Origin of the sequence: Streptomyces sp. NPDC058257 (genome assembly GCF_042881845.1) — a bacterium.
Taxonomy (GTDB): Bacteria; Actinomycetota; Actinomycetes; order Streptomycetales; family Streptomycetaceae; genus Streptomyces.
Window position 1 is genome coordinate 84,990 of the sequence record NZ_JBHVXJ010000010.1, and the last position, 24,681, is coordinate 109,670.

Below are 24,681 nucleotides of genomic sequence, written 5' to 3' on the forward strand. Positions count from 1 at the left end.
AGGCGGGACCGTGGCTCGGCGCCACGGTCCCGCCTCGTTCCTCCCGGCGATCGGTCCTGGCCGACCCGCTACGCCGGAGTAGGTTTTCTCCCGGCTTCAGCCCGGGGGCATGACTCTGGCATATGCCAGAGTGGCGCTTCGCTGCTGACAGGGCCGAGATGCGGCATCAATCTCGGCAACAGCCGCTCCATATCGACCTCTTGGCGGCTATCGTGGACGGAGCCCAACTGTCCGGAACCTTTCCACGCAGGGGGAAGTCGTGGCGCTGAAACACGAGCCGACCACGCCGCAGCACTCGGTGCAGAACGCTCTGCGAGTGCTCGAGATCGTCGCCAGGCACGACACCGGCGTCACCGACGCCGAGATCGCCCGGCAGACCAAGCTGCCCGCACTCCGCCTCACCACCCTGCTCCGCATGCTGCGCCGCGAGGCGTACGTCGAACAGAACGCCGACGGCGCGTACGTCACCGGCCCCTCCCTCACCCGCCTCGGCGCCGCCCAGCGCCGCGACCAGGTGCTGCGGGAAAAGCTCCAGGTGACCCTCGACGGCCTGCGCGACTCGATCGGCGCGGCCGTCTACATCAGCCGGTACGAGGACGGTGAAGTCAAGATCACCGACTGCGCGGACGGCCCCGGCACCCCGGCGGTCAACGAGTGGGTGGACTTCCGCTCCTCCGCGCACGCCAGCGCGGTCGGCAAGAGCCTGCTGACCCAGCTAGACCTGAACGGCCGCAGGGATCACCTCTCCCGCCACAAGATGGCCCGCCTCACCTCGCGGACGATCACGAACGAACGCGTCCTCCTGAACCGCCTCGCCGCCCAGCCCGCCACGGTCCCGGTCCTCGACCTCCAGGAGTACGCGGTCGGCACGGTCTGCGCCGCAGTCCCCATCACCGCGGGCTCCGCCGTCGGCTGCCTGGCCCTCTCCCTGCCGGTGGAGCACGCGCACCGGCTGCGGGAGGCTGCCGAGACGCTCAATCGCGGGGCCGCGCCGGTACTGCTCTCGCTGGCGATCTAGGGGCGCGGGCGGCGGTCCCGGGCGCCCGCCTGGCACCGGTCCTGAGCACCCTCCGGGACCAGGTATTATTTTCTTGTCACCAGGCGCCGTTAGCTCAGTTGGTTAGAGCAGCTGACTCTTAATCAGCGGGTCCGGGGTTCGAGTCCCTGACGGCGCACAGACAGTAAGAAGCCCCTCGCGCGAGCGAGGGGCTTCTTACGCGTTCCCCCGCCTCGCTTCGCATATCCCTCGCACCGCTGAGGACACCTCTCACCGATCCCGCAGATCGGGCTCGGTCTGACGCTCGCGGTGCTCATCGACGCGACCGCGGTCCGGATGTCTCCATCAGCGGTACGGGCTCCGCGAGGTCCCGTCGTCCGCCGGCCCCGAAACGGTCAGGCAAGCACCACCCAGTCCATGACGAGGGCGGCCACCAGGCCCGCGGCGAGGAGATAGCTGCCGAGCCTGGTCCGTCCGCGCCTGCTGAGTTCGATCACCAGGCCGCAGAGGACGAGCAGCAGCCCGTACACCCCCACGACCAGGACGGACGACCGGCTCGCCATGCGTACGGCGAGCACCACGGCCGCCGCGGCCATCAGCACCGAGGCCGCGGCTATCCGTATGCGCCGGGCCTGGCGCGGTGTGAAGCGCGGCGTGAAGCCCGGCGTGTCGCCTGCCTCTGTCTGGTCTGACGTGCTCATGGTTCAGGATCGTAATCGACCCGACCGATGGCCATTGCACGGATCGTCAGGTCGGTCTGTTCGGGGTGCCCGCGCCACTCAGGCCCGCAGGTACGCGACGACGAGTTCGGCGGCGATCGCGCCGTTCGACCTGCCCTCGGCCACCAGGCCGAGCACCTCGCGCTCGCGCGGCGTGAGCCGGTCGGGCCGCCGGGTGGGCTGGCGACCGTCAGTGTGCCATCGAGCACGGCGATCCGGTCCGCGAGGCCGGTCAGGCCGCTGCCCCGGGCGGGGTCCGCGCCTCCCTCCGGGCCAGCAGGAGGCGGGCGAGGGCGGCTCGGGCGGTGGCGTAGGCGCCGAGGGGGTAGAGGAGCGGGGCGAGCAGGGCAAGGCCACCCACAAGAACGAACACCCCGAGCACCACACCCCCGGCGAGGAAGACCACCGCCCTCCAGGGCGCACCGCTCCCCCAGATACGTACGCCGCCGAAGACCCGCCCAGACGCTCTCCCTGACCATGGGGCCCACGGTATGCAGAGGCGGTACGCGGAGGCGGTACGCGGAGGCGGTACGCCGAGGCGCGCGGGGGGAATCGCCCGCTGCTCACAGCGGCATCCTCCCACCCCTTACAGCAGTCCCTCCCGCCCCTGAACCCGGTACTGGTCGAGCAGCGCGGCCACGTCCGCCTCGTCAAAGCGGCGATAGCCGCCCGCCCCGGCCACGGGCCGCCACCACACAGGGTCCCCGCAACGAAACCCCTCCCCGCGCAGGACAGCCCGCGCCACTTTATTGGTGGCGGTAACCGGCATCCGCCCCACCACCCGCACGAAGCGAGGGGCCATCTTCGTGCCCAGGTCGGGCTGTGAGAGCAGGAACTCGGCGAAGGCCAGGGGGTCGAAGGAGACCCCCTCGCGCGGGGCGACCGCCGCCATCACCTGATCCCCCGCCACGGGGTCGGGCACCGCGTACACCGCCACCGCTGCCGCCTCCTCCCACCGCGTCAGAATGCTCTCGATCACCGCCGCCGCCAGATTCTCGCTGTCCACGCGGAGCCGGTCGTCCGTACGCCCGGCGAAGTAGAGAAACCCCTCCCCGTCCCGGTAGAAGAGATCCCCCGTCCAGTACCAGCCGTCCCGGAGCCGCGCCGCGTCCGCCTCCGTGTTGCGCCAGTACCCCTCGAAGGGCGTGCGCCCCTTGTTCACCAACTCCCCTATCGCCGCATCCCCGTTCAGCAGGCGCCCGTCCGCCGCGAAGGAAGCGGGCGGGCACTCCTCCCGCGTACCGGGATCCACCACCACGAGCTCGTCCCCCGGCGCCGCCCGCCCGATGGCCCCGGCGGGCGTCCCCGGCGTCCGCTGTATCGCGGCCCCGCCCTCCGAAGAGCCGTACCCCTCCACGAGCCGCACCCCGAACCGCTTCTCGAACCGCCCCGCGTCCACCGCCCCGGCCTCCGTGCCGAAGCCCGTCAGGAGGGGGTTCTCCGTGTCGTCGGGGCGCTCGGGCGTGGCCAGGACGTACTGCACCGCCCGGCCCACGTACGTGAAGTACGTCGCCCCATGGGCCCGTACGTCGTCCAGGAACGCGGAGGCCGAGAACCGGCGCCGCAGCGCCACCCCCGCCCCGGCCGCGAGGGCGGGCGCCCAGTCCGCGATCACCGCGTTGCCGTGGAACATGGGCATGCAGATGTAGTGGACGCCGTCCGGGCCGAGCCGGAAGTGACTGACCAGGGACTGACCCGCCGCGGCCAGGCGGCCCTGGCTGCAGATCGCGGCCTTGGGCGCCCCGGTCGAACCGGAGGTGAAGTAGAGGAGCATGCGGCTGGCCGGAGTCGCCGCGCTCGATATCTCCGGGCGTGCCCGCGCGTAGGGCGCGAGCAGTTCGGCGTAGGCGGCCGTATCCGTCACCAGGACGCGTACGCCCGGGAGTTCGAGGCCGTCGAGGAGCGCCAGGTGCGCCCGTTCCGTGACAAGGACGCGGCAGTCCGTGTGCACGATGTCGCGGGCCAGTTCCGCGCCCCGCCGCGTGGGGTTGATGCCCGCCACCGCCGCGCCCGCGAGCGCCGCCGCGCTCAGCCACAGGGGGTACTCGGGGGTGTTGTCGAGCAGCACCCCGACGTGCGGCTCGGCCCCTCTGGGCAGCAGGTCAGCGAGGAGCGCCGCCCTCGCCGCCGCGCCCGCCGCGACCTGGTGGTGGCTCAGCTCCTGCTGCTCGAAGCGCAGCCCGGGGCGGTGATCGCCCCAGCGAGCCTGTACGAGTTCCGCGACGGTACTCCCGGTGGCCTTCATGGCCGCGCACCATAATTGATGGACCGTCAGATGAGGAGAGGGCCTGCGCGATCCTCGCGCAGGCCCTCCCGTCAGGAGACCGCTCAGAACTTGACGTCGGAGCAGGCGTAGAAGGCGTTCGACGTGTCGTGGACCGTCCACACCGCGACGATCACGTGGTGTCCGCTTCTGCCACCGGGGATCGCCCCGGAGTGCGAGAGCGTGGCGGGCGGCTGCTGGCCGTTGTAGGGGACGGCGAGGAACGGGGTGGTGTCGAGAGCGGCCCGGGTCACCGGCTTGCTCTCGTCCCAGCCCTGCTTGGTTATGTAGTACTTGAAGTCGGTGGTGCGGTGGCGCGCCGTGAACTGCCAGCGGAAGGTGTAGTTCTGTCCGGCGCTGACACTGGTCGTCGGCCAGGCGCCGCCGCCCGGCGCCTTCGGCTGATTGAGCGCGTCGAAGCCGCTGACGCCCGCCGAGCAGATCTTGCCGTCGGCCGGACCCGCCGCAGGGAAGCCCTTGGGGCCCTCGACGCTCTGCGGCTCGTACTGGATGGAACCGCAGCCGCTCACCGTGCCGTTGGAACAGTTGATCTGACGGCTTGCGGGCAGATCGGTGTAACCGTGACCGCTCGCGCCACCGGACGAGAGCGCGAGCGCCCCGACGGTGGTCGCGCCGAGCATGGCCGCGTACATCTTCTTGTTTCGCATGCTGCCGCTCCAGGGGAAACGTGGGGATTCCGTGAGCCGTGCGCGCGCCGCGGCGCCGCATCACCACGGGTGCGGTGATGCGGTGAATGCGGTGAGTACTGCGGTAACTGCGGTCTAGACCAAGCCCAGATTATGGGCGGTAGTTGAACATGTCCATACCAATAGTGGAGACGATCCGATCGCAGCGTCGGCGCGACTTCTCCACCAGTTCACCGTTGGGGCCGTCGTTCGTCGCCACCCACGCGGCCGCCCCGTCGGCCGTCCTGCCACCCGCCAACTGACGCTCGACAAGACGCAGTTGACGTACCTCCGCAGGTGCCCGCACGTACCAGCACTCCCCCATGAGGCGCCGAGCCTCGCGCCAGCCCGGCAGATCGCAGGCCAGATAGTTCCCCTCGGTGACGACGAGCCGGGCGGTCGGCGGGACGCGATGCCGGGCGGCCACCGGCTCGTGGAGAGTGCGGTCGTAATCGGGTACGTAGATGTCGTGGCCGGTGTCCTCGATGACCCGGGTGAGGAGCGCGAGGTATCCCCGGACGTCGAAACTCGGCTCCGAGCCCTTGCGTGAGGTGAGGGAGAGGCGCTCCAGCTGGTCGTTCGAGAGATGGAACCCGTCGAGCGGCAGATACGCGGCGCCCTCGCCGACCGCCTCCACCAACGCCCGCGCGAACGTCGACTTGCCCGCGCCCGGCGGCCCCGCGATCCCCAGGAGGGTGCGGGGCCGGTCCGCTGTCAGCTTCCAGGCGTCCGCGGCGAGAGCCGCGAGGGTGGGGGCGCGGTGGTCGGGGGCGCGGTGGTCGGGGGCTCGGTGGCTGGAGGTGCGGTGGCCGGGGGCGCGGTGGCCGGGGGTGCTGTCATCGGTCTCCATGCCCCGTATAGAACGCCACCGTCAGGTCCTTGACCAACGCCTTGCGCTCGTAGTCGTCGAGCTCGACCAGGCCGCGGGTGGTCAGCCGGGTCACCGTGTCCTCGACGGAGTCCACCACCGAGGTGAGCACGCTGTCGCGGTGCCGCGCGTCCAGGGCGGCGACCCGGCGCAGACGCATGGTGTCGGCGATCTCGGGGGCGTATTCGATGCGGGTCGGCTGGGCCGAGAAGATCTCGATGCCGACCGGCTCCGCCTCGGCCGCGAGCATCCGGGTCAGCGCGTCGCCGACGGCGTCCGCGTCGCGCAGGGTCGGGGTGTCGTCGTGGAAGGCGTCGGCGGGCAGCCGGGACAGGACCCGTGCCGTCGCGGCCTCGACGCACTCGCGCAGATACTCCTGGTGGTCGGCGACCCCGAGCGTCGCCCGCGCCGCGTCCTTGACCCGCCAGACGACGAGGACGACGACCCGCAGCGCGACTCCGCCCCGGTCCACCGCGGGCATCGGCTCACTGCGCCAGTGCCGCAGGCGTACGTCGACGCGGCGGCGCAGGAGGAGCGGGTTGACCCACATCAGGCCGGTACGGCGGACGCTGCCGCGGTACCGCCCGAAGAGCGTGAGCACCCACGCCGTGCCGACCCGGCCCCGGGCCAGGCCCCCGAACCCGAACAGCGCGAGCGCGCCCGACCCCGCGAGCGAGGCCCACTGCCCCAGCCCGAGCCCGGCGTACGCGTCGTATACACCGGGCCCGCCGGTCCCACCGTGCGCGCCGTGCCCGTCCGGCCAGGGCAGCCCGGCCGCTTGCGCCACCGGCTCGGGCAGCAGCCCCGCCCACCAGAGCGCGGCAGCGCACCCGGCGACGCCCACGGCCCCGCCGAGCGCTCCGACGGCGCCTGGCAGCACGCGCGCGGGGCGCTCGCCGAGCCCCGGGTCTACCTCGGGCACGGGCCGGGCCGCGTACGCCGATGCCCTCACCGACGCCGGCGGCGCCGCGGGCCGCCGGGCGGTGCGCGGCTGCTCCCCCGTGCCCTGGCGGCGCCGCACCACGGCGGGCGCCAGCGGCACCCCGGGGTCAGCGGGGTCGTCGCGGAAGAGCAGGTGGATGGGGATCTCGGTGGTGGCCTCGCTCTGGATCAGACGCGGTGGGCGTGCGGTCGTGTCCGGTGCGCCGGTGAACTGCGGCTCCTCGGGCTGGGGGGTCTGTGACCGTGATGCCGCTGTCGCACTCATCCTTGCCTCCGCCTCATACGTGCCTCGATCTCATCCGCGACCTGGTCACAGGTGTGCCTCGGTCTGATTGGTGACCCGGTCACATCTGTCACCCGGTCCGACTCGCGCCCCGGCCGGACCCGTGACCAGGTCACATCCGCAACCCGGCCACACCCACACCCCGACCAGACTCGCGCCCCGGCCACATCTGTCACCCGGTCCGACTCGCGCCCCGGCCGGACCCGCGACCAGGTCACATCCGCAACCCGGCCACACCCACACCCCGACCAGACTCGTGCCCCGGCCACATCCGCAACCCGGCCACATTCGTGCCCATGTCTCATCCGCGCCGCTCCACTCCCACGACTCCCACGACTCCCAAGGCCCCCGTGACTCCTGTGGCTCCCGCGGCTCCCGCGGCTCCCGCAGCTCCCGCACCCCCTCTGACTCCCACGGCTCATGCGAACAACCGCCGCCAGGTCTCGGGCCCCGGATATCCGTCCGCCGCCGCCCCTCGCCAGCCCTGCGCCCGCTGGAACGCCTCGACGTTGCGCCGGTCGCTCTCGCTCCAGCGGGGGCCCGGCCCCTGGGCGTAGTGCTTGCCGAAGCCCTTCTTCACCAGTTGCCTGCCCAGCTTCTCGATGGACGGGCTGGACTGACCGGCACGGAACACTCCCCTGCCCGGGTACGCCGGTGCCTTGCCATGGCTGCCGCCCCCGCCCGCTCCCGCGCCCGCTCCGGCGCCCGGGATGTCGCGGCCCTTGCCCGTCATCAGGTACGACCAGGTCGTGCGACCCGGCAGACCGTCCGCGTCCCCGCCGGTCCAGCCCTGCGCCCGCTGGAACGCCTGCGTGGCCCGGCGGTCGGCGTCGCTCCAGCGCGGGCCCGGTCCTGACTTGTAGTAGCGGGCGCCGCCCCGGCCGACCAGGGCCTTGCCGAGCTGCGTCACGTATTTGTTGTCGGCCCCGGGGCCAAAGGACCCCGCACCCGGGTAGCGCGTCCCCGTACTCGGCCCCGCGCCGCCCGGAGCGCCACCGCTCACTCCCTTGTAGCGGTAGGCCAGATAGCGGCTCCCATTGCTCCAATAGGCATAGGGAGTCGTCTGCTTACGGGCGTGCGGGCGGGCCTGTTCGTACGCGGTGTATTGCGTGTGCGCCGCGTTCGCCCAGCCACCGAAAATCGTCACGTGCGACCCCTTCTCGGGGTTCGCGGGATTGTGGAAGAGAAGGATGTCGCCGGGCAGCAGCTGGCTCTTCGTAATGCGCGTCGCGTAGGAGGAGAGGCTCCCCGTCCATTCATTGCCGCCGAGATTCCAGGCCATCGAGACAAAGCCCGAGCAGTCCTGGCGGTATCCGTCGGCCCAGTACTTGCTCATGCTGTACGGCACCTTCGCCGTGACCCACTTCTGGGCGCGGGCCATGATCTCGGCCCGCGTCGTGGCCCGCGCCGCCGACGACACGGGACCCGGCGTACCCGGCGTACCCGGCGCTCCGTGCAGCGCACTCGTGCCGCCCTGCGGACTGTCCGGCCCCGGGCCCTCGTCGGACGGAACCCCCGGAACCCCTGGGGCCCCGGCGGGTACCGCCCCCGGTGGTCGCGCCGGATGGTGGCCGCCCGGCACGGCATCGGGGGCCGCCGCCGCCGGAAGCACCTGGCCGCCACCGAGCACCGTGCCCGCCGCCGCGGCGATGACGAGGGCGCGCCGCGCGCCGTGCGCCGCCGGGTGACCGCCCTCTCTTACGGGAAGCGCGTGGGCCATGGTCCGTCGCCAGTGAATGCATCCGGGACAGTCGCAGTCGCTCTCGGGATCGAATTCCTCGAATTCCGGAGCGCCCACCGGAGCACCCTCCATGCGATTCCCCTCACACTCCAGGAAAGAATGTCTGCGTCGCATCTGCACAGTCGTCAGCTTCTCAACTGTCGCGCGATATCGCATGTTGACGGTCCGAATGATGGAGCCGCCCCGCATTCACGCCCTCGCCGCTCACGGCAGCCACCCCCGCAATGCCCCCGGCGCCCTCCACGCGACCCCCGCGAAGGCGCGGGCGCGGACCCTCGATGGTCCGGAGCACCCGCCCGCGTCCGGTAGAGTTCTCCAGGTCAGCAGGCGCCGTTAGCTCAGTTGGTTAGAGCAGCTGACTCTTAATCAGCGGGTCCGGGGTTCGAGTCCCTGACGGCGCACAGACAGCGAAAGCCCTCCGTTCACGCGGGGGGCTTTCGTGGTTCCCGTACCGGGTCGACACCCGTCTCCGTACCGCTACCGTTGCGCCATGGCGCGCGACATACAGGAGCGGATCAAGAAGCTCATCATCGACCAGCGGCTGCCCTCCGGAGCCTCCCTGCCCACCGAGCCCGAACTGATGGAACGCCTCGGCGTCAGTCGGAACTCCGTGCGAGAGGCCCTCAAGGCGCTGCAGGCGATGGGCATCGTGGAAATCCGGCACGGTTTCGGCACATATGTCGGACCCATGTCGATGGCTCCCATGATCGAGGGCCTCACCTTCCGCACGGTGGCGGGCCACTACCGCGGCGAGGACAGCCTGCTTCAGCTCCTGGAGCTGAGGGAGGCCGTGGAGACCGGGCTCATCGCCCGCCTCGCGGGCCGTATCCCGGACGCGGATCTGGCCGAACTGGACGCCCTCGTCGACCGGATGGACACCGAGGTGGCGGCGGACGACGGCCGGATCGGTGAGTCGGGTGCGGTTCGCACCGAAACCGACCGCGCATTTCACGCCACTCTCTACCGCTGCCTGCGCAATCCGCTGCTCGGTGAGGTCCTCGAAGCGTTCTGGGACGCCTTCCACAAGGTGCGTACGGACCTGGTGGACGTGCCGCAGGACCCCAAGGTGACCTGCCGGCAGCACCGGGAGATCCTCGACGCGGTCCGGTCCGGCGATGTGCTCCGAGCCGAGCGGGCGATACGGGAACACTTCGGTAATATTCGAACGCGATTGAGTGCTCCTGCCCCAACAGGCAGCAACAGATAACCCAAATCGCTCGTATGACCGGTAAACACCTTGTTTCGCCCTTGCGATCATGGCTGGCGATGTAGAACCTGGTGCTGGAGCCATCGGCTCTCATGAGGCATGCGGTGCGGGGCAGTTGGGGGCCCGACCGCAGCCCGGCGGGGGAAGGGGCGGGGGCCCCGTTCACGAAAAGATGCCGAGGGGGGCATCATGCAACCGGAAGGTAGCCGTTCCATGTCTTAGGGGACGGTGGCCTCTCACTGATGCGTCCGTGAAGGTCGGGGGACCGGGCCGGACGGAAGGACCAACGAACACGCGGGCGACCGCGTGCGGGGGGATGACTCATGACGTCGACGCCGACGGGCGCCCGGCCGAACGATCCGTCAGAGACGACCCAACTGCGGGTGCCGTCGCACCGTACGGGCGGGTTCAGGCGTATCAAGAAGGCTCTGCCGAAGTACGACTACGAGCACTACAGCCGTCTCGCGGGGCCGCTCACGCAGCCTGATCCGACCAAGCCGTACAAGGTGCAGTACCGCTCCCTGCTCTCGCAGGAGCCGCACCGGATCAGAGCCGCGCTGATGCTGGGGGCCGCGCCGCTGCTCTCCCTGGTGCTGCTCGCCTGGCTGCTGCAGCCGACGCACTGGACGAAGCGCGACTACGTCTCGAACGACTGGCTGCCGACGCTTGACATAGTCATGCTCATATCCATCGGTCTGATCGAGTTCTTCCGGTGCATGAACGTGCTCTCGAACGCGCACGCCACGCTCGTCGCCCGTGACCCGATACCCGTGGTCCCCGAGACCGGCACCAAAGTCGCCTTCCTCACCTCCTTCGTGCCCGGCAAGGAGCCGCTGGAGATGGTGACGAAGACCCTGGAGGCCGCGGTCCGCATCCGGCACCGCGGCCTGATGCACGTCTGGCTCCTCGACGAGGGCGACGACCCCGCCGTCAAGGAGGTCTGCCTGCGGCTCGGCGTGCACCACTTCTCCCGCAAGGGCGTGGCGAAGTGGAACATGAGCAAGGGCCCGCACCGCGCCAAGACCAAGCACGGCAACTACAACGCCTGGCTCGACGCGCACGGCGACGACTACGACTTCTTCGCATCGGTCGACACCGACCACGTCCCGATGCCCAACTACCTGGAGCGGATGCTCGGCTTCTTCCGTGACGAGAACGTCGGCTTCGTCATCGGCCCGCAGGTCTACGGCAACTACGACAACTTCATCACCAAGGCCGCCGAGTCCCAGCAGTTCCTCTTCCACGCCCTGATCCAGCGCGCCGGCAACGCCTACGGCTCTCCGATGTTCGTCGGCACGAGCAACGCCGTCCGCATCAGCGCCCTGAAGCAGATCGGCGGTCTGTACGACTCGATCACCGAGGACATGGCGACGGGCTTCGAGATCCACCGCGCCACGAACCCGAGGACCGGCAAGAAGTGGAAGTCCGTCTACACGCCGGACGTGCTCGCGGTGGGTGAGGGACCCAACGCCTGGACGGACTTCTTCACGCAGCAGCTGCGGTGGTCGCGGGGAACGTACGAGACCATCCTCAAGCAGTTCTGGAAGGCGCCGTTCTCGCTCCCGCCCGGGCGGCTCTTCAACTACACGATGATGGTCATCTTCTACCCGATGTCCGCCATGAACTGGATCCTGGCCGCGCTCTCCTGCGCGCTGTTCCTCGGCATGGGCGCATCGGGCGTGAACATCGACCCGACGATCTGGCTCATGCTGTACGGCAACGCGTCGGCGCTGCAGATCGGCCTCTACATCTGGAACCGCCGCCACAACGTCTCGCCGCACGAGCCCGAGGGCTCCGGCGGTATCGCGGGCATGGTGATGTCGGCGCTCTCCGCGCCGGTCTACGCACGCTCCCTGATGGACGCCGTGCTGCGCCGCAAGAGCAAGTTCGTGGTGACTCCCAAGGGCGATTCGGCGAGTCCGGACACACTGTTCGGCACGTTCCGGATCCACCTGTTCTTCATCCTGGTCTTCTGCGGTTCGATGGCCGCCGCGTTCGTGTTCGGCCATGTCCACCCGGCGATGATCACCTGGGCCACGTTCGCCCTGCTGATCACGGCCGCGCCGATCTTCGCGTGGCGGTGGGGCATCCGGCAGGACAAGAAGAAGCGCAAGTCGCAGCACAGGGCAGGTCCTCCGGGTCCGCCGACCGGCCAACACGCGAAGGTTCCGCAGCAGCGCGACGGCCTCGACGCCACAGCGCAGCTGCCGCAGGCGCACGATGCCCCAGAGGCTCCGCAGGCGCCGCACGCCCCGCAGCACAAACCCAGCTGGGCGGCGAACGACCAGACCATGCAGATCGCCCTTGGGGGACGTAAGAAATGAAAGACCGCTCCAGCCGCCGCCGCGCCCGCCGCATCGCGATAGGCGCGGCGGTGGTCATAGCGCTGGCCGGGATGAACGGCCCGTGGCTGTGGCGCGTGGGTTCGGAGAAGTACCACGACTACAAGATCAACAAGCCGGAGTACAAGGCCGACAACGGCCACTGGCAGGTCGTGAACTTCCCCGAGGAGTACCGCCAGAACACGATCCACGCGGCGCTCCTGCACACCGGCAAGATCCTCCTGGTCGCCGGTTCCGGCAATAACCAGAAGAACTTCGACGCCAAGAAGTTCGACACCCGCCTGTGGGACCCGGTCAAGAACACGATCAAGAAGATCAAGACGCCCGTCGACCTCTTCTGCACCGGCCACACCCAGCTGGCCAACGGCAATCTCCTCATCGCGGGCGGCACCCAGCGCTACGAGAAGCTCAAGGGCGACACCACCAAGGCGGGGGGCCTGATGGTGGTGCACAACGAGGACCCGGACAATCCGATCACGCTGCCTTCGGGCACGAGGTTCACCGGCAAGAAGAACGGCAAGACGTTCGTCTCCAAGGACCCGGTCGTCGTCGAGCGCGCCAAGAAGGTCTTCGACAAGGCGACCGGCGCGTTCGTACGCAACGAACCGGGCCTCGGCCGGGTGTACGTGGAGGCGCAGAAGAGCGGCACCAAGCACGAGACGGGCACGCAGGACAACTACCGCGTGCAGGGCCTCAAGGGCGCCGCCACCCGCAACACGTACGGCATCGCGCAGAAGCTCGCCCTGGACAAGAAGGACTTCCAGGGGATCAAGGACGCCTTCGAGTTCGACCCGGTCGCCGAGAAGTACATCAAGGTCGACCCGATGAACGAGGCCCGCTGGTACCCCACGCTGACCACGCTCTCGGACGGCAAGGTGCTCAGCCTCTCCGGCCTCGACGAGATCGGCCAGCTGGTCCCGGGCAAGAACGAGGTGTACGACCCCAAGACCAAGAAGTGGACGTACACCAAGCAGGTCCGCCAGTTCCCCACGTACCCCGCCGTCTTCCAGCTGGAGAACGGCAGGCTCTTCTACTCGGGATCGAACGCGGGCTACGGCCCCGACGACGTCGGCCGCAAGCCCGGCACCTGGGACCTGGACGAGAAGGGCAGCTGGAAGGGGATTCCGGGGCTGAGCGACCCGAAGCTCCTTGAGACCTCCAACACGGTCGAACTGCCGCCCGCGCAGGACCAGAAGTACATGGTGGTCGGCGGCGGCGGTGTCGGCGAGTCCGACAAGTCCAGCAAGAAGACCCGCATCGTCGACCTCCTGGACGACAACCCGAAGTTCGAGGACGGCCCCGAGCTGGAGAAGGGCACCCGCTACCCGCAGGCATCGACCCTGCCCGACGACACGGTGCTCATATCCGGCGGCTCGGAGGACTACCGCGGCCGCGGTGACTCGAACATCAAGCAGGCCCGGATCTACGACGCCAGGACCGGCAACATGCGGCGGGTCGCGGACCCCGAGGTCGGCCGCAACTACCACTCGGGCTCGATCCTGCTGCCCGATGGCCGCGTGATGTTCTTCGGCTCCGACTCGCTCTACGCCGACAAGGCCAACACCAAGCCCGGCGAGTTCGAGCAGCGCATCGAGATCTACACCCCGCCGTATCTGTACCAGGGGTCGCAGCCGAGGCTCTCCGACGGGCCCAAGGAGATCCGGCGCGGCGGGTCCGGAACCTTCAGGACCCAGCACGCCTCGTCCATCAAGACGGCCCGCCTGATCAGGCCGAGCGCCTCGACGCACGTCACCGACATCGACCAGACGTCCGTCGCCCTCGACCTGAAGAAGTCCGCGGACGGCGTCACGGTGACGATTCCCAAGGAGCGGAGCCTGGTGGAGTCCGGCTGGTACATGCTCTTCGTCACGGATGATCAGGGCACCCCGAGCAAGGCTCAGTGGGTGCACGTGCCGTAGCTCGCGTGGGCGCGGTGCGGGTGACTGCGCGCGCAGCCCACGAAAAGCCGCAGTCGCATCTGCCCGGTTACTCGGTAGATGCGACTGCGGCTTTTCTGTGGTTGCTCGCGCAGTTCCCCGCGCGCCCGCTAAAGGGGCGCTGTTACTTCGCGGCCTCCGCCAGCTTCAGCGCGTACTGAGGCCACCAGGCCCCCGCCTTGGGCCCACCGCGGCAGGTGCCGTCGGACTCACCGGGCCGCTTGACCCAGAGATAGGCGTCGACCAGCGGATCGTCCGTCTTGGTGGTGGGCGCCTCGCCGAGCGCGCGGCCTGGCGGGTTGCACCAGGTGTCCTTGCCCTTGGTGTACGGTCCGTTGCCGTTGCGCGCGGTGTCGATGACGAACGGCTTGTTGCCGATCTTCGCCGAGAGCTTCTTGCCGAACTCCGTGCTGGCCTCGGTCGTCTGGAAGTTGGAGACGTTCACCGAGAAGCCGTCGGCCTGCTCGACGCCCGACCACTTCAGGGGCTCCCAGAGCGAGTCGGGGTTCTTCCAGCCCGCGTTGCCCGCGTCCAGGTACACCTTGGTGTTCTTCAGGGACTTGAGCTTCGCGATGGCGCCCTTGAGGAGGTCGTACCGCTCCTCGTGGAACTGCTCCGGTGTGCAGTTGTCGACCATGTGGAGCACCGCGTCCGGCTCCAGGATGACCGTGGCGCCGCGGTCGCCGATGCCCGCGGCGACCTGGTCGATGAACTTCCTGTACTCGTTGCCGTCGGCGGCGCCGCCGCCCGAGTACTGACCGCAGTCACGGTGCGGGATGTTGTAGAGGACCAACAGGGCGTCCCTGTCGACTTTCTGAGCGGCCTCGGTGAAGCCGCGCGCCTGGTCCTGCGCGTTCTCCGGGATGATCCATTCGGGAACCGGCTGCTCGGCGATCTTGCGGATCAGTTCGGCGTCGTCCTTCTTGCCGTCCTTCTCGTACGAGGCGACCTGCTTGGCGGCGTTGCCCTCGGGGTTGACCCAGTACGGGTCGGAGCCCTTCGGCTGCTGCTTGACCGGCTGCCCCGACGTGTCCTTGCCGTCATCGGAGGAGCACCCCGAAAGAAGCAGCGCCGCCCCCGCGAACACCGCCGCAGTCTTCACCCCCCGGCCCACGATCCGATGACCGGGGCCGGTGTTTTTGTGGTACATCCACTCCCCCTTGGGTGCACTGTCCGATTTCTCAATCCTGGCATACGCGCTCCCGGCCCACGAGGCCCGCCCGCCCGCGACGGATACCTGTTGGAGAGCTGTTACAGCACAGCGCCCGGGGGTAGTCGAGCAGAACGCGGGGTGGAGCTCATGGGGAGGAGACCATGCGGGATCACACCTCTGAATTACGACTGGCCCAGGTCCTGGTGGAGACCACGAACACCCTGGACGACGACTTCGACCCGGAGCGCTACCTGAGCCGGGTCGCGGGCCACTGCGTGGAGCTGCTCGACGCGTCCGCCGCCGGAGTCGTCCTCGAGGGCGAGGGCGTACCCGTGATCGCCGTCGGCGGGCACCCCAGGGAGCTGGCGCTCGCCCTGCTCGGGTCCCAACAGGGCGGCGGCCCGTGCGTGGAGAGCCTCGGCACGGGGCTCCCCGTGCCTCCGGTGCCGCTCGCGGCGGTCGAACCCGCGCAGCGCTGGCCGGAGTTCACCGCGCTCGCGCTGCGGCACGGAATCGGAATGACGTACGCGGTCCCGCTGCGACAGCGCGAGACCCTGCTCGGCGTGCTCAACGTCTTCATGCCCGAGGCCTCCCGGATACCGCACACCGACAGGGAGTTGAGCCTGGCTCAGGCGATCGCCGACGCGGCCGCGGTGGGTCTGCACAATCACCGCGCCTACACGGGGTACCGGACCCTGGCCACACAGCTCCAGGGCGCCCTGTCCAGCCGCGTACGCATTGAACAGGCCAAAGGCATACTCGCCGAGCGCTGGCACACTGGTGTGGATGAGGCCTTTGAGGCGCTGCGGCAGTACGCACGCAAGGAACGCCTGGTCATAGACCTGGTCGCCAAGGAGGTGATCAAGGGGACGCTCGACGACTCGGCATTGCGCGGGAGTTGATGCGAACCTCCCCGAAGGTCATTCCGGAACCGCCACCACCTGCGGTGATCACGGAGAGGAAGCGATCCACGACTTGGCGTCAATCGCCCCCTAGGCTCCAGCGCTCATCCGTTCTAGAGTCGTCTCAACGGCCCAAGCCCCCGGCCTGATTGATCGTCCATCCCGCATTGCGGGGTTGGCCACCGAACCTCCCGCGCCGACGCCGGGTTACTCCCGCAACTCGAGCGCGCGCGGTCGAGGACCAGCCCGGTCGGCGGCTCCGGGGGGAGCGGGCCGCCGACCGGGCCGGGTTGTCCTTACACAGGCAGACGCAGGCGTAGGCGGGCATAGACGCAGGCGGACACGTACACCGTTGACAGTGTCCATGAGCAACTGGGACTGTCCGGGACGACGCCAAGGGGCCGCCGGGGGTGCCCCGTGGGCGCGAGCGCGGCGGGAGTGCCCTCGCGCCCCGGCCCACCCCCGGCACCGACCCCGCACCGTCCCTACGGCCCCACGCCGGTGAGGTAGGCGGACACCACCACGTTCGCCGAGTACGTCTTGGTCGCCCGGTCGAACGTGCCGCCGCAGGTGATCAGACGGAGTTCGGCCCGGCCCTCCTGGTGGGGGCCGTACGCCTTCTTCGCGTCGAAGCGGTCCCGGCTGAGGACTTGCACGTCGTCCACGGTGAACTCCGCGACCGAGCCGTCGTCCCGGGTCACCCGGACCTTCTCACCCGGGCGTACCGCGCTGAGGTCGTAGAAGACCGCGGGGCGCGTCTCGGTGTCGACATGGCCCACGAAGAGGGAGGTGCCCGCCGCACCGGGGCGCGTACCGCCGCCGTACCAGCCGACGGAGCTCGCCTGGGTGAAGGGCGGCGGATCGATGGCGCCGTCCTGATCGAGCCCACGCGTGATCACGGGAGCCCGCACGTTCAGCGAGGGGACATCGACGCGCTGCGGCTTCGCGGCGCCCAACGGCTCGTGCGCGTGCGGGAGTTCGACACCGAACGGCCGGCCCACCGCGGCGACGTCTCCGTTCGTGGGCTCCGACACACCGCCGCGTACGTCGGTGATGTCACTGCCCCACAGCCAGAGCCCCACAAGGAGCAGCGCCCAGGCGACCCCGGTGAGGAATCGCCCGTGCCCAGCCGGTTTCTCATGGCCCGACATCTCGGTCGTCGCCCGTCACTCGGAGCGGCGCCGACGGACACTGCGGAACGCCACGGCCACGGCCGCCACCCCGGCGAGCACCAGGCCGATCACCGCGTGCCGGGTGCCGGGGCCCGCCTCCTGGGCGTGCGCGGCCAGCCGCGCGGCGCCGCCGCCGCCCGCGTGGACCGGCGAGACGGGGGTGGAGTGGTGCTGGGCGACCTCCACGGAGCCCGCGCGCTGGTGGGGGTGGCCGTCGCAGGTGATGGTGACCTCGTACGAGCCGGAGACGCCGTTCCTGATCCTGGCGGAGCCGTTCAGCGAGTACTTGTCGCCGTCCCTGCCGGTGAGCTGGGCGTCCCCCTCGAACGCCCCGGACCCCGCGGACCCGGTCGTGCCGTCGCAGCCCGTGACGCTGATCTCCACCTCGGCCCCGGCCGCGGCACTGGACGGGGAGATCGTGGCACGCACTTCGCCCTCGTCGTGGGCGTACGCCGGCACTGTGGCGGCGACGGGAAGCGTGGCGAGGACAGCCGCCCCGGCTATACCGGCGATGCCACGCAAGGTGAGTGAACCTCTACGCATCGTGAACCTCCTGTTCCGAGGTTCACGCGCGGCGGCACGTCACGCCTCCCGTGTGCGGCAAACGGGTGGTGTCACACGCGGTCGACGAGGTCCGCGATCGAGTCCACGACATTGGAGGGCCGGAAGGGGTACTGGTCGATGTCGTCCCGGGTGGTCAGGCCCGTGAGGACCAGGAAGGTCTCCATTCCGGCCTCCAGACCGGCGAGGACGTCCGTGTCCATGCGGTCGCCGATCATGGCGCTGGTCTCGGAGTGCGCCCCGATGGCGTTGAGCCCGGTCCGCATCATCAGGGGGTTCGGCTTGCCCGCGAAGTACGGGGTCCGCTTCGTGGCCTTGGTGATCAGCGCGGCGACGGCGCCGGTGGCGGGCAGCGGTCCCTCCGTGGAGGGCCCGGTCTCGTCCGGGTTCGTGCAGATGAAGCGGGCTCCGCCGTTGATGAGACGTACGGCCTTGGTCATCGCCTCGAAGGAGTACGTACGGGTCTCGCCGAGCACCACGTAGTCCGGGTCGTGGTCGGTCAGGACGTACCCGATGTCGTGCAGGGCGGTGGTGAGCCCCGCCTCGCCGATCACATACGCCGTGCCGCCCGGCCGCTGGTCGTCAAGGAACTTCGCGGTGGCGAGCGCCGAGGTCCAGATGTTCTCGACGGGCACTTCGAGGCCCATGCGGATGAGGCGGGCCTGGAGGTCGCGGGCGGTGTAGATCGAGTTGTTCGTCAGGACCAGGAAGGGCTTCCCGGACTCCCGGAGCGTCTTGATGAAGGCGTCGGCGCCGGGAATCGGCACGCCCTCGTGGATGAGCACGCCGTCCATGTCGGTGAGCCACGATTCGATGGGCTTGCGCTCTGCCATGGGGTGCACTCCTGCGGTCTTCGGTGAAGCGGGTGTGGGCTGAGAGGCGCCGGGACAGCTCTGTGCCGACGGCCCTCAGCCTAATCAGGATGCGGTGTTCGTGAACCCCTCGATCACCCTCGATCATCCCTCGACCACCCCTCGGTCGCCCCTCGGTCGCCCCTCGGTCCGCCCCTCGGTCGTCGGTCAGCTTCCCGTGGCCGACTTCCAGTCCTCCACGTACGTCTGGAGGTTCTTGGCTATGTCGGACCAGTCAGGCTCGAAGATCTCGACCCCGTCGATGATTCCGTCGAGCGCGACCGCGTTGGCGTCGGTGGCCTTGATGTCCTTGCGCGCCGCGAAGCCTCCGCCGATCTCGCTGACCTGCTGCTGGGCCTTCTGACCGAGCAGGTAGTCGAGGAACTTCTTGGCGTTGGCGGAGTGCGGGGCCTTGTTGACCAGGCCGGCCGCGTAGGGCAGGGCGAAGGTGGTGGGCTTGCCGCCCTCCTTGGCCGGGAACCAGATGCCGAGATTCGGCATGTCCTTGGACTGGGCGTGGTTCATCTGGACGTCGCCGTTGGCGGCGAGGAGTTCGCCCTTGTCGACCTTGGGCGCGAGCTTGCCGGTGGAGGCGGACGGGCCGACGTTGTTCGTCTGCAGCTTCTTCAGATAATCCATGGCGGGCTTCTCACCGCCGAAGTCGTGCATCGCCTTGATGAGCACGGCGGTGCCGTCGCCCGCGACGCCGGGCGTGGAGTACTGGACCTTGTCCTTGTACGAGGCGTCGGTGAGGTCCTCCCACGTCTTGGGCGCCTTGCCGCCGCTGAGCTCCTTCTTGTTGTAGATGAAGCCGAAGTAGTTGTTCACGACGGAGGTCCACTTGCCGTCGGTGGCCTTGTCGGCGCCGTCGACCTGGGCGGAACCCTCGGGCTTGTAGGCCTGGAGCAGTCCCTTCTCGTCGGCCTGCTGGATGAACGGCGGCAGGGTGATGATGACGTCGGCCTGCGTGTTGGACTTCTCGCGGACGGCACGCTGCACCATCTCGCCCGAGCCGCCCTCGACGTAGTTCACCTTGATGCCGGTCTTCTTCTCGAAGTCCTTGAAGACCCGGTCGTACCAGCCGTCGCCGTTCTCGCCCTTGAGGCCGTCGGCGCTGTAGACGGTGACTTCCTTCGCGTCGGACGCGGAGGAGTCGCCGCCGCACGCGGTGAGGGAGCCCGCGAGGACGAGGCCGCCGGAGAGGGCGGCGAGCGTGCGGGTGCGGGTGCGGGTGCGGGTGGAGCGAGAGGACATGACGTTCGTACTCCTTGGGGAAGTCGGAGGGAGACGGAGGAAGACGGAGGAGGTCAGCGGTAGGAGGCGCGGGTGCGGATGCGGGAGACGCCGAAGAGGACGAGCAGCGTCGCCGCCATCAGGACCACGGCGACGGCAGCACCGGTGAAGAGGGAGCCGCGGTCGGTGGCCGCGTAGATCCGCACGGGCAGCGGCATCCAGTCCGGCGGGTAGAGCATCATCGTGGCGCTCAACTCGCCCATGGAGAGCGCGAAGCAGAGGCCCGCGGCCGCGGTGAGCGACGGCAGCAGGAGCGGCAGCCTCACCTTCCACAGGACGTACGCGGGCCGGGCACCGAGCGACGCGGCGGCCTGTTCGTACGCCGGGTCGAGTCGGACGATGGCAGCCGAGACCGACTGGTAGGCGAACGCGGTGACAAGAATGGTGTGCGCGAGGATCACGATCCAGCGCGTGCCGTTGAGGATCATCGGCGGCTTGCTGAACGCGACGAGGATCGCGAGCCCGACGACGACGGACGGCACGGCCACCGGCAGCATGAAGAGGGTGTCGAGGACGCGTCTGCCTCCCCTCTTCAGCGAGGCGGCGGCGAGCGCGGCCCAGGACCCGACGGCCAGTGCGATCAGACTGGCGCTGACGGCGGTGACCAGGCTGGTGGTGAGCGCCTTGAGCGAATCCCCGCGGGTGGCGGACGCGTAGTGCTCCGGGGTGAATCCGGAGGGGAAGGCGCCGGACCACTGCGAGGAGAACGAGGCGGCCAGGATCACGAGGAGGGGAAGCGCGAAGAGAGGCAGGAAGAGGACGAGGAAGAGAACCCAGGTGGCCCACTTCCCCTTGCGGCTATGCACCAACACGACGGCTCACCACCCGGTAGAGGCTGTAAAGACCAACGGAAATCGCGATGTTGACCACGGCGACGACACAGGCGGCCGGATAGTCGGATTCGAGAATGGCCTTGCTGTATACGAGCATCGGGAGGGTCGTGACCCCTTTGGCGCCGGTGAAGAGGACGATCCCGAATTCGTTCAGACACATGACGAGTACGAGGCTGCCGCCCGCGGCGAGGGCGGGCAGCGCCTCGGGCAGGATGACCCGCCGGATGACGCGTCCTGGCCTCGCCCCGAGGCTCGACGCGACTTCCAGCTGCGCGGTGTCGATCTGCGAGAACGCGGCGAGCAGGGGGCGCATCACGAAGGGCGTGAAGTACGTGATCTCGGCGAGGAGTACGCCCCACGGGGTGGTGAGGAACTGGAACGGTCCGTCGGCGGCCCCGGTGGCGTCCGTCCACATCCCGTTGGCCATGCCCTTGGTGCCGTAGACGAACAGCAGGGCGAGGGTGATTAGGAAGGACGGAAAGGAGAGAAAGACGTCGATGAACCTGGCGACGGCTTTCCCGCCGGGGAACGGCACGAAGGCGATGACGAGCGCGAGCACGAACCCGAGCACGAGACACCCGGCCGTGGCACCGACGGCCAGCCACACGGTCGTCCCGAGCGCCTCCCGGAACGCTTCGGACGCGAAGACGTCGGAGTACGGCTGGAGGGAGGTCCCCCCGGTATCGGGCCGGACGGACTGCTGGACGACGAGGGCGAGGGGGTAGAGAAAGACGAGGGCGAGGGCCGCGACGGGGGGCAGGGCCCAGAGCATTGGGGGAACTCGAAGCCGCTTCCGCGCCAGGCTGTCACCGGTCCGCTCCTGCTGTGGGCAGGCGTCCCGCAGGGCGGGACGGGTGGGCACAGCCCCCGATGCCGGGTCACCTTTGACGAGGTGTTCGCGAGCGCTAGGCATCGGCCACTCCCGCAGCCAGCAGCACCGCATCCTCGGGTGCGAAATGCAGCGTGACCTCGTCACCGATACCCGGCGGAGTCCGCAGCTCCCGAAGGTCCGCCTTCACCCGCTGCCCGGCGACATCGACGTACAGCCGATGGGTGGACCCCCGCCACTGCACCTCGGCGACGCGACCGGAAAGGGCATTGGGGCCGTCCCCCAAACCAACCAGATGCGGCCTCACGCACAACGTGGCGGTGGCCCCCCGCGCCGCCTCCCCCGTGTCGACCTTCAGGTCGGTACCACCGAACGATACGGCGCCGGACCCCACCCGTACCGCGAGGAGATTCGCATTGCCCACGAACGAGGCCGTGAACTCGGTCCGAGGCGCCCGATAAAGCTCCTGCGGAGTCCCGCAGTCCCGCAACCGCGCCTTGTCCATGACGGCGATACGATCCGCCAGGGTCAGCGCCTCGACCTGGTCATGGGTGACGTACAGAATAGAGACGTCGGGCAACTCCCGGTGCAGCCGGGCGAGTTCCCCCAGCATCCCCGACCGCAGCTGCGCGTCCAACGCGGAAAGCGGCTCATCGAGCAGCAGCACCCCCGGCCGAATGGCCAACGCCCGCGCGATCGCGACCCGTTGCTGCTGCCCGCCGGAAAGCTCCCGGGGAAAGCGTCCGGCGTACGAGGCCATCCCCGTCATTTCCAGCGCCTCGGCGACCCGCCCCGGAATCTCGGCCTTGGGCACCCGCTGCGCCTTCATGCCGAAGGCGACGTTGTCCCAGACCCGCATGTGCGGGAAGAGCGCGTACTGCTGGACGACCATGCCGATCCCCCGCTGGTGCGGCGGAAGGCCGGTGACATCGCGATCCCCGATGAACACCCGCCCGGACGCGGGCCGCACGAACCCGGCGACGGCCCGCAGCGCGGTCGTCTTGCCCGAGCCCGATGGGCCGAGCAGGGCCATGACCTCGCCGGGCTCGACGGTCAGGTCGAACGCGTCCAGGACGGTGTTCTTGCCGTAGGCGACCGAGACGTCCTCGAAGCGAATACCGCTGCGGACGAGCACGGGGGCGGCGCCGCTCACTCGCCAACACCCCTGAGCAGGTGCGGCAGTTCAGCGACCGACCCGAGCACGTGGGTGGCCCCCGCCTCCCGCAGCGCCTCGGCGTCATGCGCCCCGGTGAGCACCCCGGCGACCACACCGGCCCCGGCCCGCACCCCGCTCCTCATGTCGTACGCCGTGTCGCCCACGACAGCGATCCGCCGGACGTCGTCCACCGCCCCCGTCCGCAGGAAGGCGCTGAGCACCATGTCCGGGTAGGGCCGTCCCCGGCCGCCCGCGTCGGCCGGGCACAGGGTCAGCTCCACGAGGTCCCGCCATCCCAGCGCGTCCAGGATGGCGTCCTGCGTGACGCGGGCGAACCCGGTGGTCAGCACCACGGTCAGGCCGGCGGACCTGAGCTCGTCGACTGCTTCGCGCGCACCGGGTACCGGCGCGATCAGACCGCCGTCGACGAGCTCCCCGTACGCCTTCTCGAAGGCCACGTTGGCCCGCTGGGCGAGCGCCTCGTCCCCGAACAGATGCCGGAAGACGGAGATCTTGGACTCGCCCATGGTGGCGCGTACGTAGTCCAGCTTCCCGGCGTGATCGGCGGAGTCCGGCTCGACGCCGAGTTCCCGCGCGGCGGCGGAGAAGGCCCGCTCCACGAGCCCGCCGTCCGCGACGGTGGTACCGGCCATGTCGAGGACGACAAGCCCGCACCGCGTGTCCAACTCCCGCATCTCCCTCACCATCCCAACTCGTCGGCGGTCTTCTCGGCGATCGCGGGCGAGCACGTCATGCCGCGCCCGCCGGGCCCGGTGACCAGCCACACGCCCTCGCGCACCTGCTGGCGGTGCACGACTCGGGCCGTGTCGACGCACTGCGCGTACACCCCGGCCCAGCGCCGCCTGATCTTCGGCAGCGGGCGCCCCAGGAAGCCCTCGACGACCTCGGTCAGATGGTCGTAGGGGTCTTCGAAGGTGTCGAAGGCGAAGGGGTGCTCGTACTCGTGGGTGTCACCGATGGTCAGGCCGCCGTCCGCGCGCTGGACCATGAGCAGCTGCATCTTGTGCGCGGCGGCGGCCGGCGCCTGCGCCTGCCCGGCGTTGAGCGCGTCGAGGGCGTCCGACCTGTACGCCGGGTAGTAGCGGAAGCTGTCCGCGTCGGCGACGGAGGTGGTGAGCGCCTCACCGAGGGGCTCGGTCTGCATCATCTGCAGGCGTACGCGGCGCACGGGCAGGTCGGGTCCGGCCAGCTCGCGGACGAGACCGCCGAGCCAGGCGCCGGTGGCGAGCACGACGACATCACCGGTGTGCACGTCGCCGTGGTCGTCCCGCACCGCGCTCTCACCGACGACTTCGCGCACTTCGCGTCCGGGCAGGAAGGTGTAGCGGGGCGACGCCAGCAAGGCCTCGCGCAACCTGAGTTGAGCGACGCGCGGCTCCACGGCCGCGTCCCGCTCGCACCACAGACCGGCGACGAAGTCACCGCGCAGCGCCGGGTTGAGGGCGCGCGCCTCGGCGGCGTCGAGCAGCTTGTAGCCGCGGGCCGCCGCGTCGGGGCGGGCGAGGGCGGCTTCGGCGACCGCGCGCTCGCGTTCGTTGCGTACGAGGGTGAGGGAGCCGTTGGCCCGGAAGCCGATGCCCTCCACCCTCGCGCCTATCTCCTCCCACAGTTCGCGGGCCCGCAGGGCGGTGTCCAGCTCCTCGCCCCCGGCGCGGCCACTCACCCATATCTGCCCGAAGTTGCGCAGCGAGGCTCCACGGGCCTCGCTCTCGCGCTCGATCTGTACGACCTCGTGGCCGCGTTCCACTGCGTGCCAGGCGTGCATGGTTCCCACCACGCCGGCTCCTACGACGATGACTCTCACGGCGGCAACGCTCCTGGGGGAGGGTGACCCGCCGCGGTCCTGTCGGCAACGGGACGGTGAACGGCCACCCAAGTTTGGCCTAGACCCGTTACGTTCTCGTTATCTTTCCGGGAGGGGGGCC

The 24,681-nt window shown here is 69.7% G+C and carries 22 protein-coding genes, 2 tRNA genes and 1 pseudogene; 7 read left to right on the plus strand and 18 right to left on the minus strand.

What is annotated here, in order from left to right; genetic code table 11:
* Positions 1-259 precede the first annotated feature (259 nt).
* Together ACFVXC_RS23765 and ACFVXC_RS23770 are read left to right on the plus strand one after the other, a co-directional pair.
* A complete protein-coding gene (locus ACFVXC_RS23765; protein WP_389908209.1) occupies positions 260-1,018 on the plus strand; it encodes an IclR family transcriptional regulator in 759 nt (252 codons plus the stop codon).
* A gap of 83 nt (positions 1,019-1,101) precedes the next feature.
* Positions 1,102-1,175: transfer RNA gene (locus tag ACFVXC_RS23770), tRNA-Lys, on the plus strand.
* Between the two features lie 217 nt (positions 1,176-1,392).
* On the opposite strand, the gene ACFVXC_RS23775 is transcribed toward ACFVXC_RS23770, so the two are convergent.
* From ACFVXC_RS23775 to ACFVXC_RS23810, 8 genes and pseudogenes are all read right to left on the minus strand, one after another.
* Positions 1,393-1,698 (minus strand): hypothetical protein, encoded by a 306-nt coding sequence (locus tag ACFVXC_RS23775; RefSeq protein ID WP_389908211.1) that lies wholly within the window; start codon positions 1,696-1,698, stop codon positions 1,393-1,395.
* A 93-nt stretch (positions 1,699-1,791) separates the two neighbouring features.
* Positions 1,792-1,881 (minus strand): annotated as a pseudogene (locus ACFVXC_RS23780) (LuxR C-terminal-related transcriptional regulator); the annotation flags it as partial.
* 67 nt (positions 1,882-1,948) lie between these two features.
* Positions 1,949-2,122 (minus strand): hypothetical protein, encoded by a 174-nt coding sequence (locus tag ACFVXC_RS23785; RefSeq protein ID WP_389908715.1) that lies wholly within the window; start codon positions 2,120-2,122, stop codon positions 1,949-1,951.
* A gap of 180 nt (positions 2,123-2,302) precedes the next feature.
* Positions 2,303-3,961, minus strand: coding sequence for an AMP-binding protein (locus tag ACFVXC_RS23790; protein WP_389908213.1), 1,659 nt, complete (start codon positions 3,959-3,961; stop codon positions 2,303-2,305).
* Between the two features lie 83 nt (positions 3,962-4,044).
* Complete coding sequence (locus ACFVXC_RS23795) at positions 4,045-4,647, minus strand: lytic polysaccharide monooxygenase (protein ID WP_389908215.1); 603 nt, start codon at positions 4,645-4,647, stop codon at positions 4,045-4,047.
* Between the two features lie 130 nt (positions 4,648-4,777).
* Entirely contained in the window at positions 4,778-5,515 is a 738-nt protein-coding gene (locus ACFVXC_RS23800; protein ID WP_389908217.1) for a nucleoside/nucleotide kinase family protein, read from the minus strand.
* Positions 5,502-6,740, minus strand: a complete 1,239-nt coding sequence (locus ACFVXC_RS23805; RefSeq protein ID WP_389908219.1) for an SPFH domain-containing protein — start codon at positions 6,738-6,740, stop codon at positions 5,502-5,504. Before ACFVXC_RS23805 ends, ACFVXC_RS23800 begins: the two co-directional genes overlap by 14 nt.
* 436 nt (positions 6,741-7,176) lie before the next feature.
* Entirely contained in the window at positions 7,177-8,556 is a 1,380-nt protein-coding gene (locus ACFVXC_RS23810) for a peptidoglycan-binding protein (RefSeq protein ID WP_389908682.1), read from the minus strand.
* A 270-nt stretch (positions 8,557-8,826) separates the two neighbouring features.
* On the opposite strand from ACFVXC_RS23810, the gene ACFVXC_RS23815 reads away from it, so the two are divergent.
* From ACFVXC_RS23815 to ACFVXC_RS23830, 4 genes are all read left to right on the plus strand, one after another.
* A tRNA-Lys gene (locus ACFVXC_RS23815) sits at positions 8,827-8,900 on the plus strand.
* Positions 8,901-8,989: 89 nt separating this feature from the next.
* Complete coding sequence (locus ACFVXC_RS23820) at positions 8,990-9,706, plus strand: FadR/GntR family transcriptional regulator (RefSeq protein ID WP_389908221.1); 717 nt, start codon at positions 8,990-8,992, stop codon at positions 9,704-9,706.
* A 323-nt stretch (positions 9,707-10,029) separates the two neighbouring features.
* Positions 10,030-12,030, plus strand: a complete 2,001-nt coding sequence (locus tag ACFVXC_RS23825) for a glycosyltransferase family 2 protein (RefSeq protein ID WP_389908223.1) — start codon at positions 10,030-10,032, stop codon at positions 12,028-12,030.
* The gene (locus ACFVXC_RS23830; protein ID WP_389908225.1) at positions 12,027-13,967 is read left to right on the plus strand and encodes a galactose oxidase-like domain-containing protein; all 1,941 of its coding nucleotides are present in this window, start codon (positions 12,027-12,029) and stop codon (positions 13,965-13,967) included. The genes ACFVXC_RS23825 and ACFVXC_RS23830 overlap by 4 nt, the downstream gene beginning before the upstream one ends.
* A 142-nt stretch (positions 13,968-14,109) precedes the next feature.
* Here the strand turns inward: ACFVXC_RS23830 and ACFVXC_RS23835 are convergent, their stop codons facing one another.
* Positions 14,110-15,135 (minus strand): glycoside hydrolase family 6 protein, encoded by a 1,026-nt coding sequence (locus ACFVXC_RS23835; RefSeq protein WP_389908227.1) that lies wholly within the window; start codon positions 15,133-15,135, stop codon positions 14,110-14,112.
* 164 nt (positions 15,136-15,299) lie between these two features.
* Between ACFVXC_RS23835 and ACFVXC_RS23840 the strand changes: the two genes are divergently transcribed.
* Positions 15,300-16,040, plus strand: a complete 741-nt coding sequence (locus ACFVXC_RS23840; protein WP_389908229.1) for a GAF and ANTAR domain-containing protein — start codon at positions 15,300-15,302, stop codon at positions 16,038-16,040.
* A gap of 485 nt (positions 16,041-16,525) precedes the next feature.
* On the opposite strand, the gene ACFVXC_RS23845 is transcribed toward ACFVXC_RS23840, so the two are convergent.
* The 9 genes from ACFVXC_RS23845 to ACFVXC_RS23885 form a co-directional block, all read right to left on the minus strand.
* The gene (locus ACFVXC_RS23845; RefSeq protein WP_389908231.1) at positions 16,526-17,191 is read right to left on the minus strand and encodes a class F sortase; all 666 of its coding nucleotides are present in this window, start codon (positions 17,189-17,191) and stop codon (positions 16,526-16,528) included.
* 15 nt (positions 17,192-17,206) lie between these two features.
* Positions 17,207-17,755 (minus strand): hypothetical protein, encoded by a 549-nt coding sequence (locus ACFVXC_RS23850; protein ID WP_389908232.1) that lies wholly within the window; start codon positions 17,753-17,755, stop codon positions 17,207-17,209.
* A gap of 71 nt (positions 17,756-17,826) precedes the next feature.
* A complete protein-coding gene (locus ACFVXC_RS23855; protein WP_389908233.1) occupies positions 17,827-18,606 on the minus strand; it encodes an HAD-IIA family hydrolase in 780 nt (259 codons plus the stop codon).
* A gap of 186 nt (positions 18,607-18,792) precedes the next feature.
* The gene (locus ACFVXC_RS23860; protein ID WP_389908235.1) at positions 18,793-19,878 is read right to left on the minus strand and encodes a 2-aminoethylphosphonate ABC transporter substrate-binding protein; all 1,086 of its coding nucleotides are present in this window, start codon (positions 19,876-19,878) and stop codon (positions 18,793-18,795) included.
* A 53-nt stretch (positions 19,879-19,931) separates the two neighbouring features.
* A complete protein-coding gene (locus ACFVXC_RS23865; RefSeq protein ID WP_389908237.1) occupies positions 19,932-20,729 on the minus strand; it encodes an ABC transporter permease in 798 nt (265 codons plus the stop codon).
* Positions 20,716-21,522 carry a 2-aminoethylphosphonate ABC transporter permease subunit gene (locus ACFVXC_RS23870; RefSeq protein ID WP_389908239.1) on the minus strand — a complete coding sequence of 269 codons (807 nt, stop codon included), beginning with the start codon at positions 21,520-21,522 and terminating at the stop codon, positions 20,716-20,718. Before ACFVXC_RS23870 ends, ACFVXC_RS23865 begins: the two co-directional genes overlap by 14 nt.
* 133 nt (positions 21,523-21,655) lie before the next feature.
* Entirely contained in the window at positions 21,656-22,714 is a 1,059-nt protein-coding gene (locus ACFVXC_RS23875) for an ABC transporter ATP-binding protein (protein WP_389908241.1), read from the minus strand.
* Between the two features lie 14 nt (positions 22,715-22,728).
* Entirely contained in the window at positions 22,729-23,430 is a 702-nt protein-coding gene (locus ACFVXC_RS23880) for a phosphonatase-like hydrolase (protein ID WP_389908243.1), read from the minus strand.
* A gap of 5 nt (positions 23,431-23,435) precedes the next feature.
* Positions 23,436-24,560, minus strand: a complete 1,125-nt coding sequence (locus ACFVXC_RS23885; RefSeq protein WP_389908245.1) for a TIGR03364 family FAD-dependent oxidoreductase — start codon at positions 24,558-24,560, stop codon at positions 23,436-23,438.
* Between the last annotated feature and the right edge of the window lie 121 nt (positions 24,561-24,681).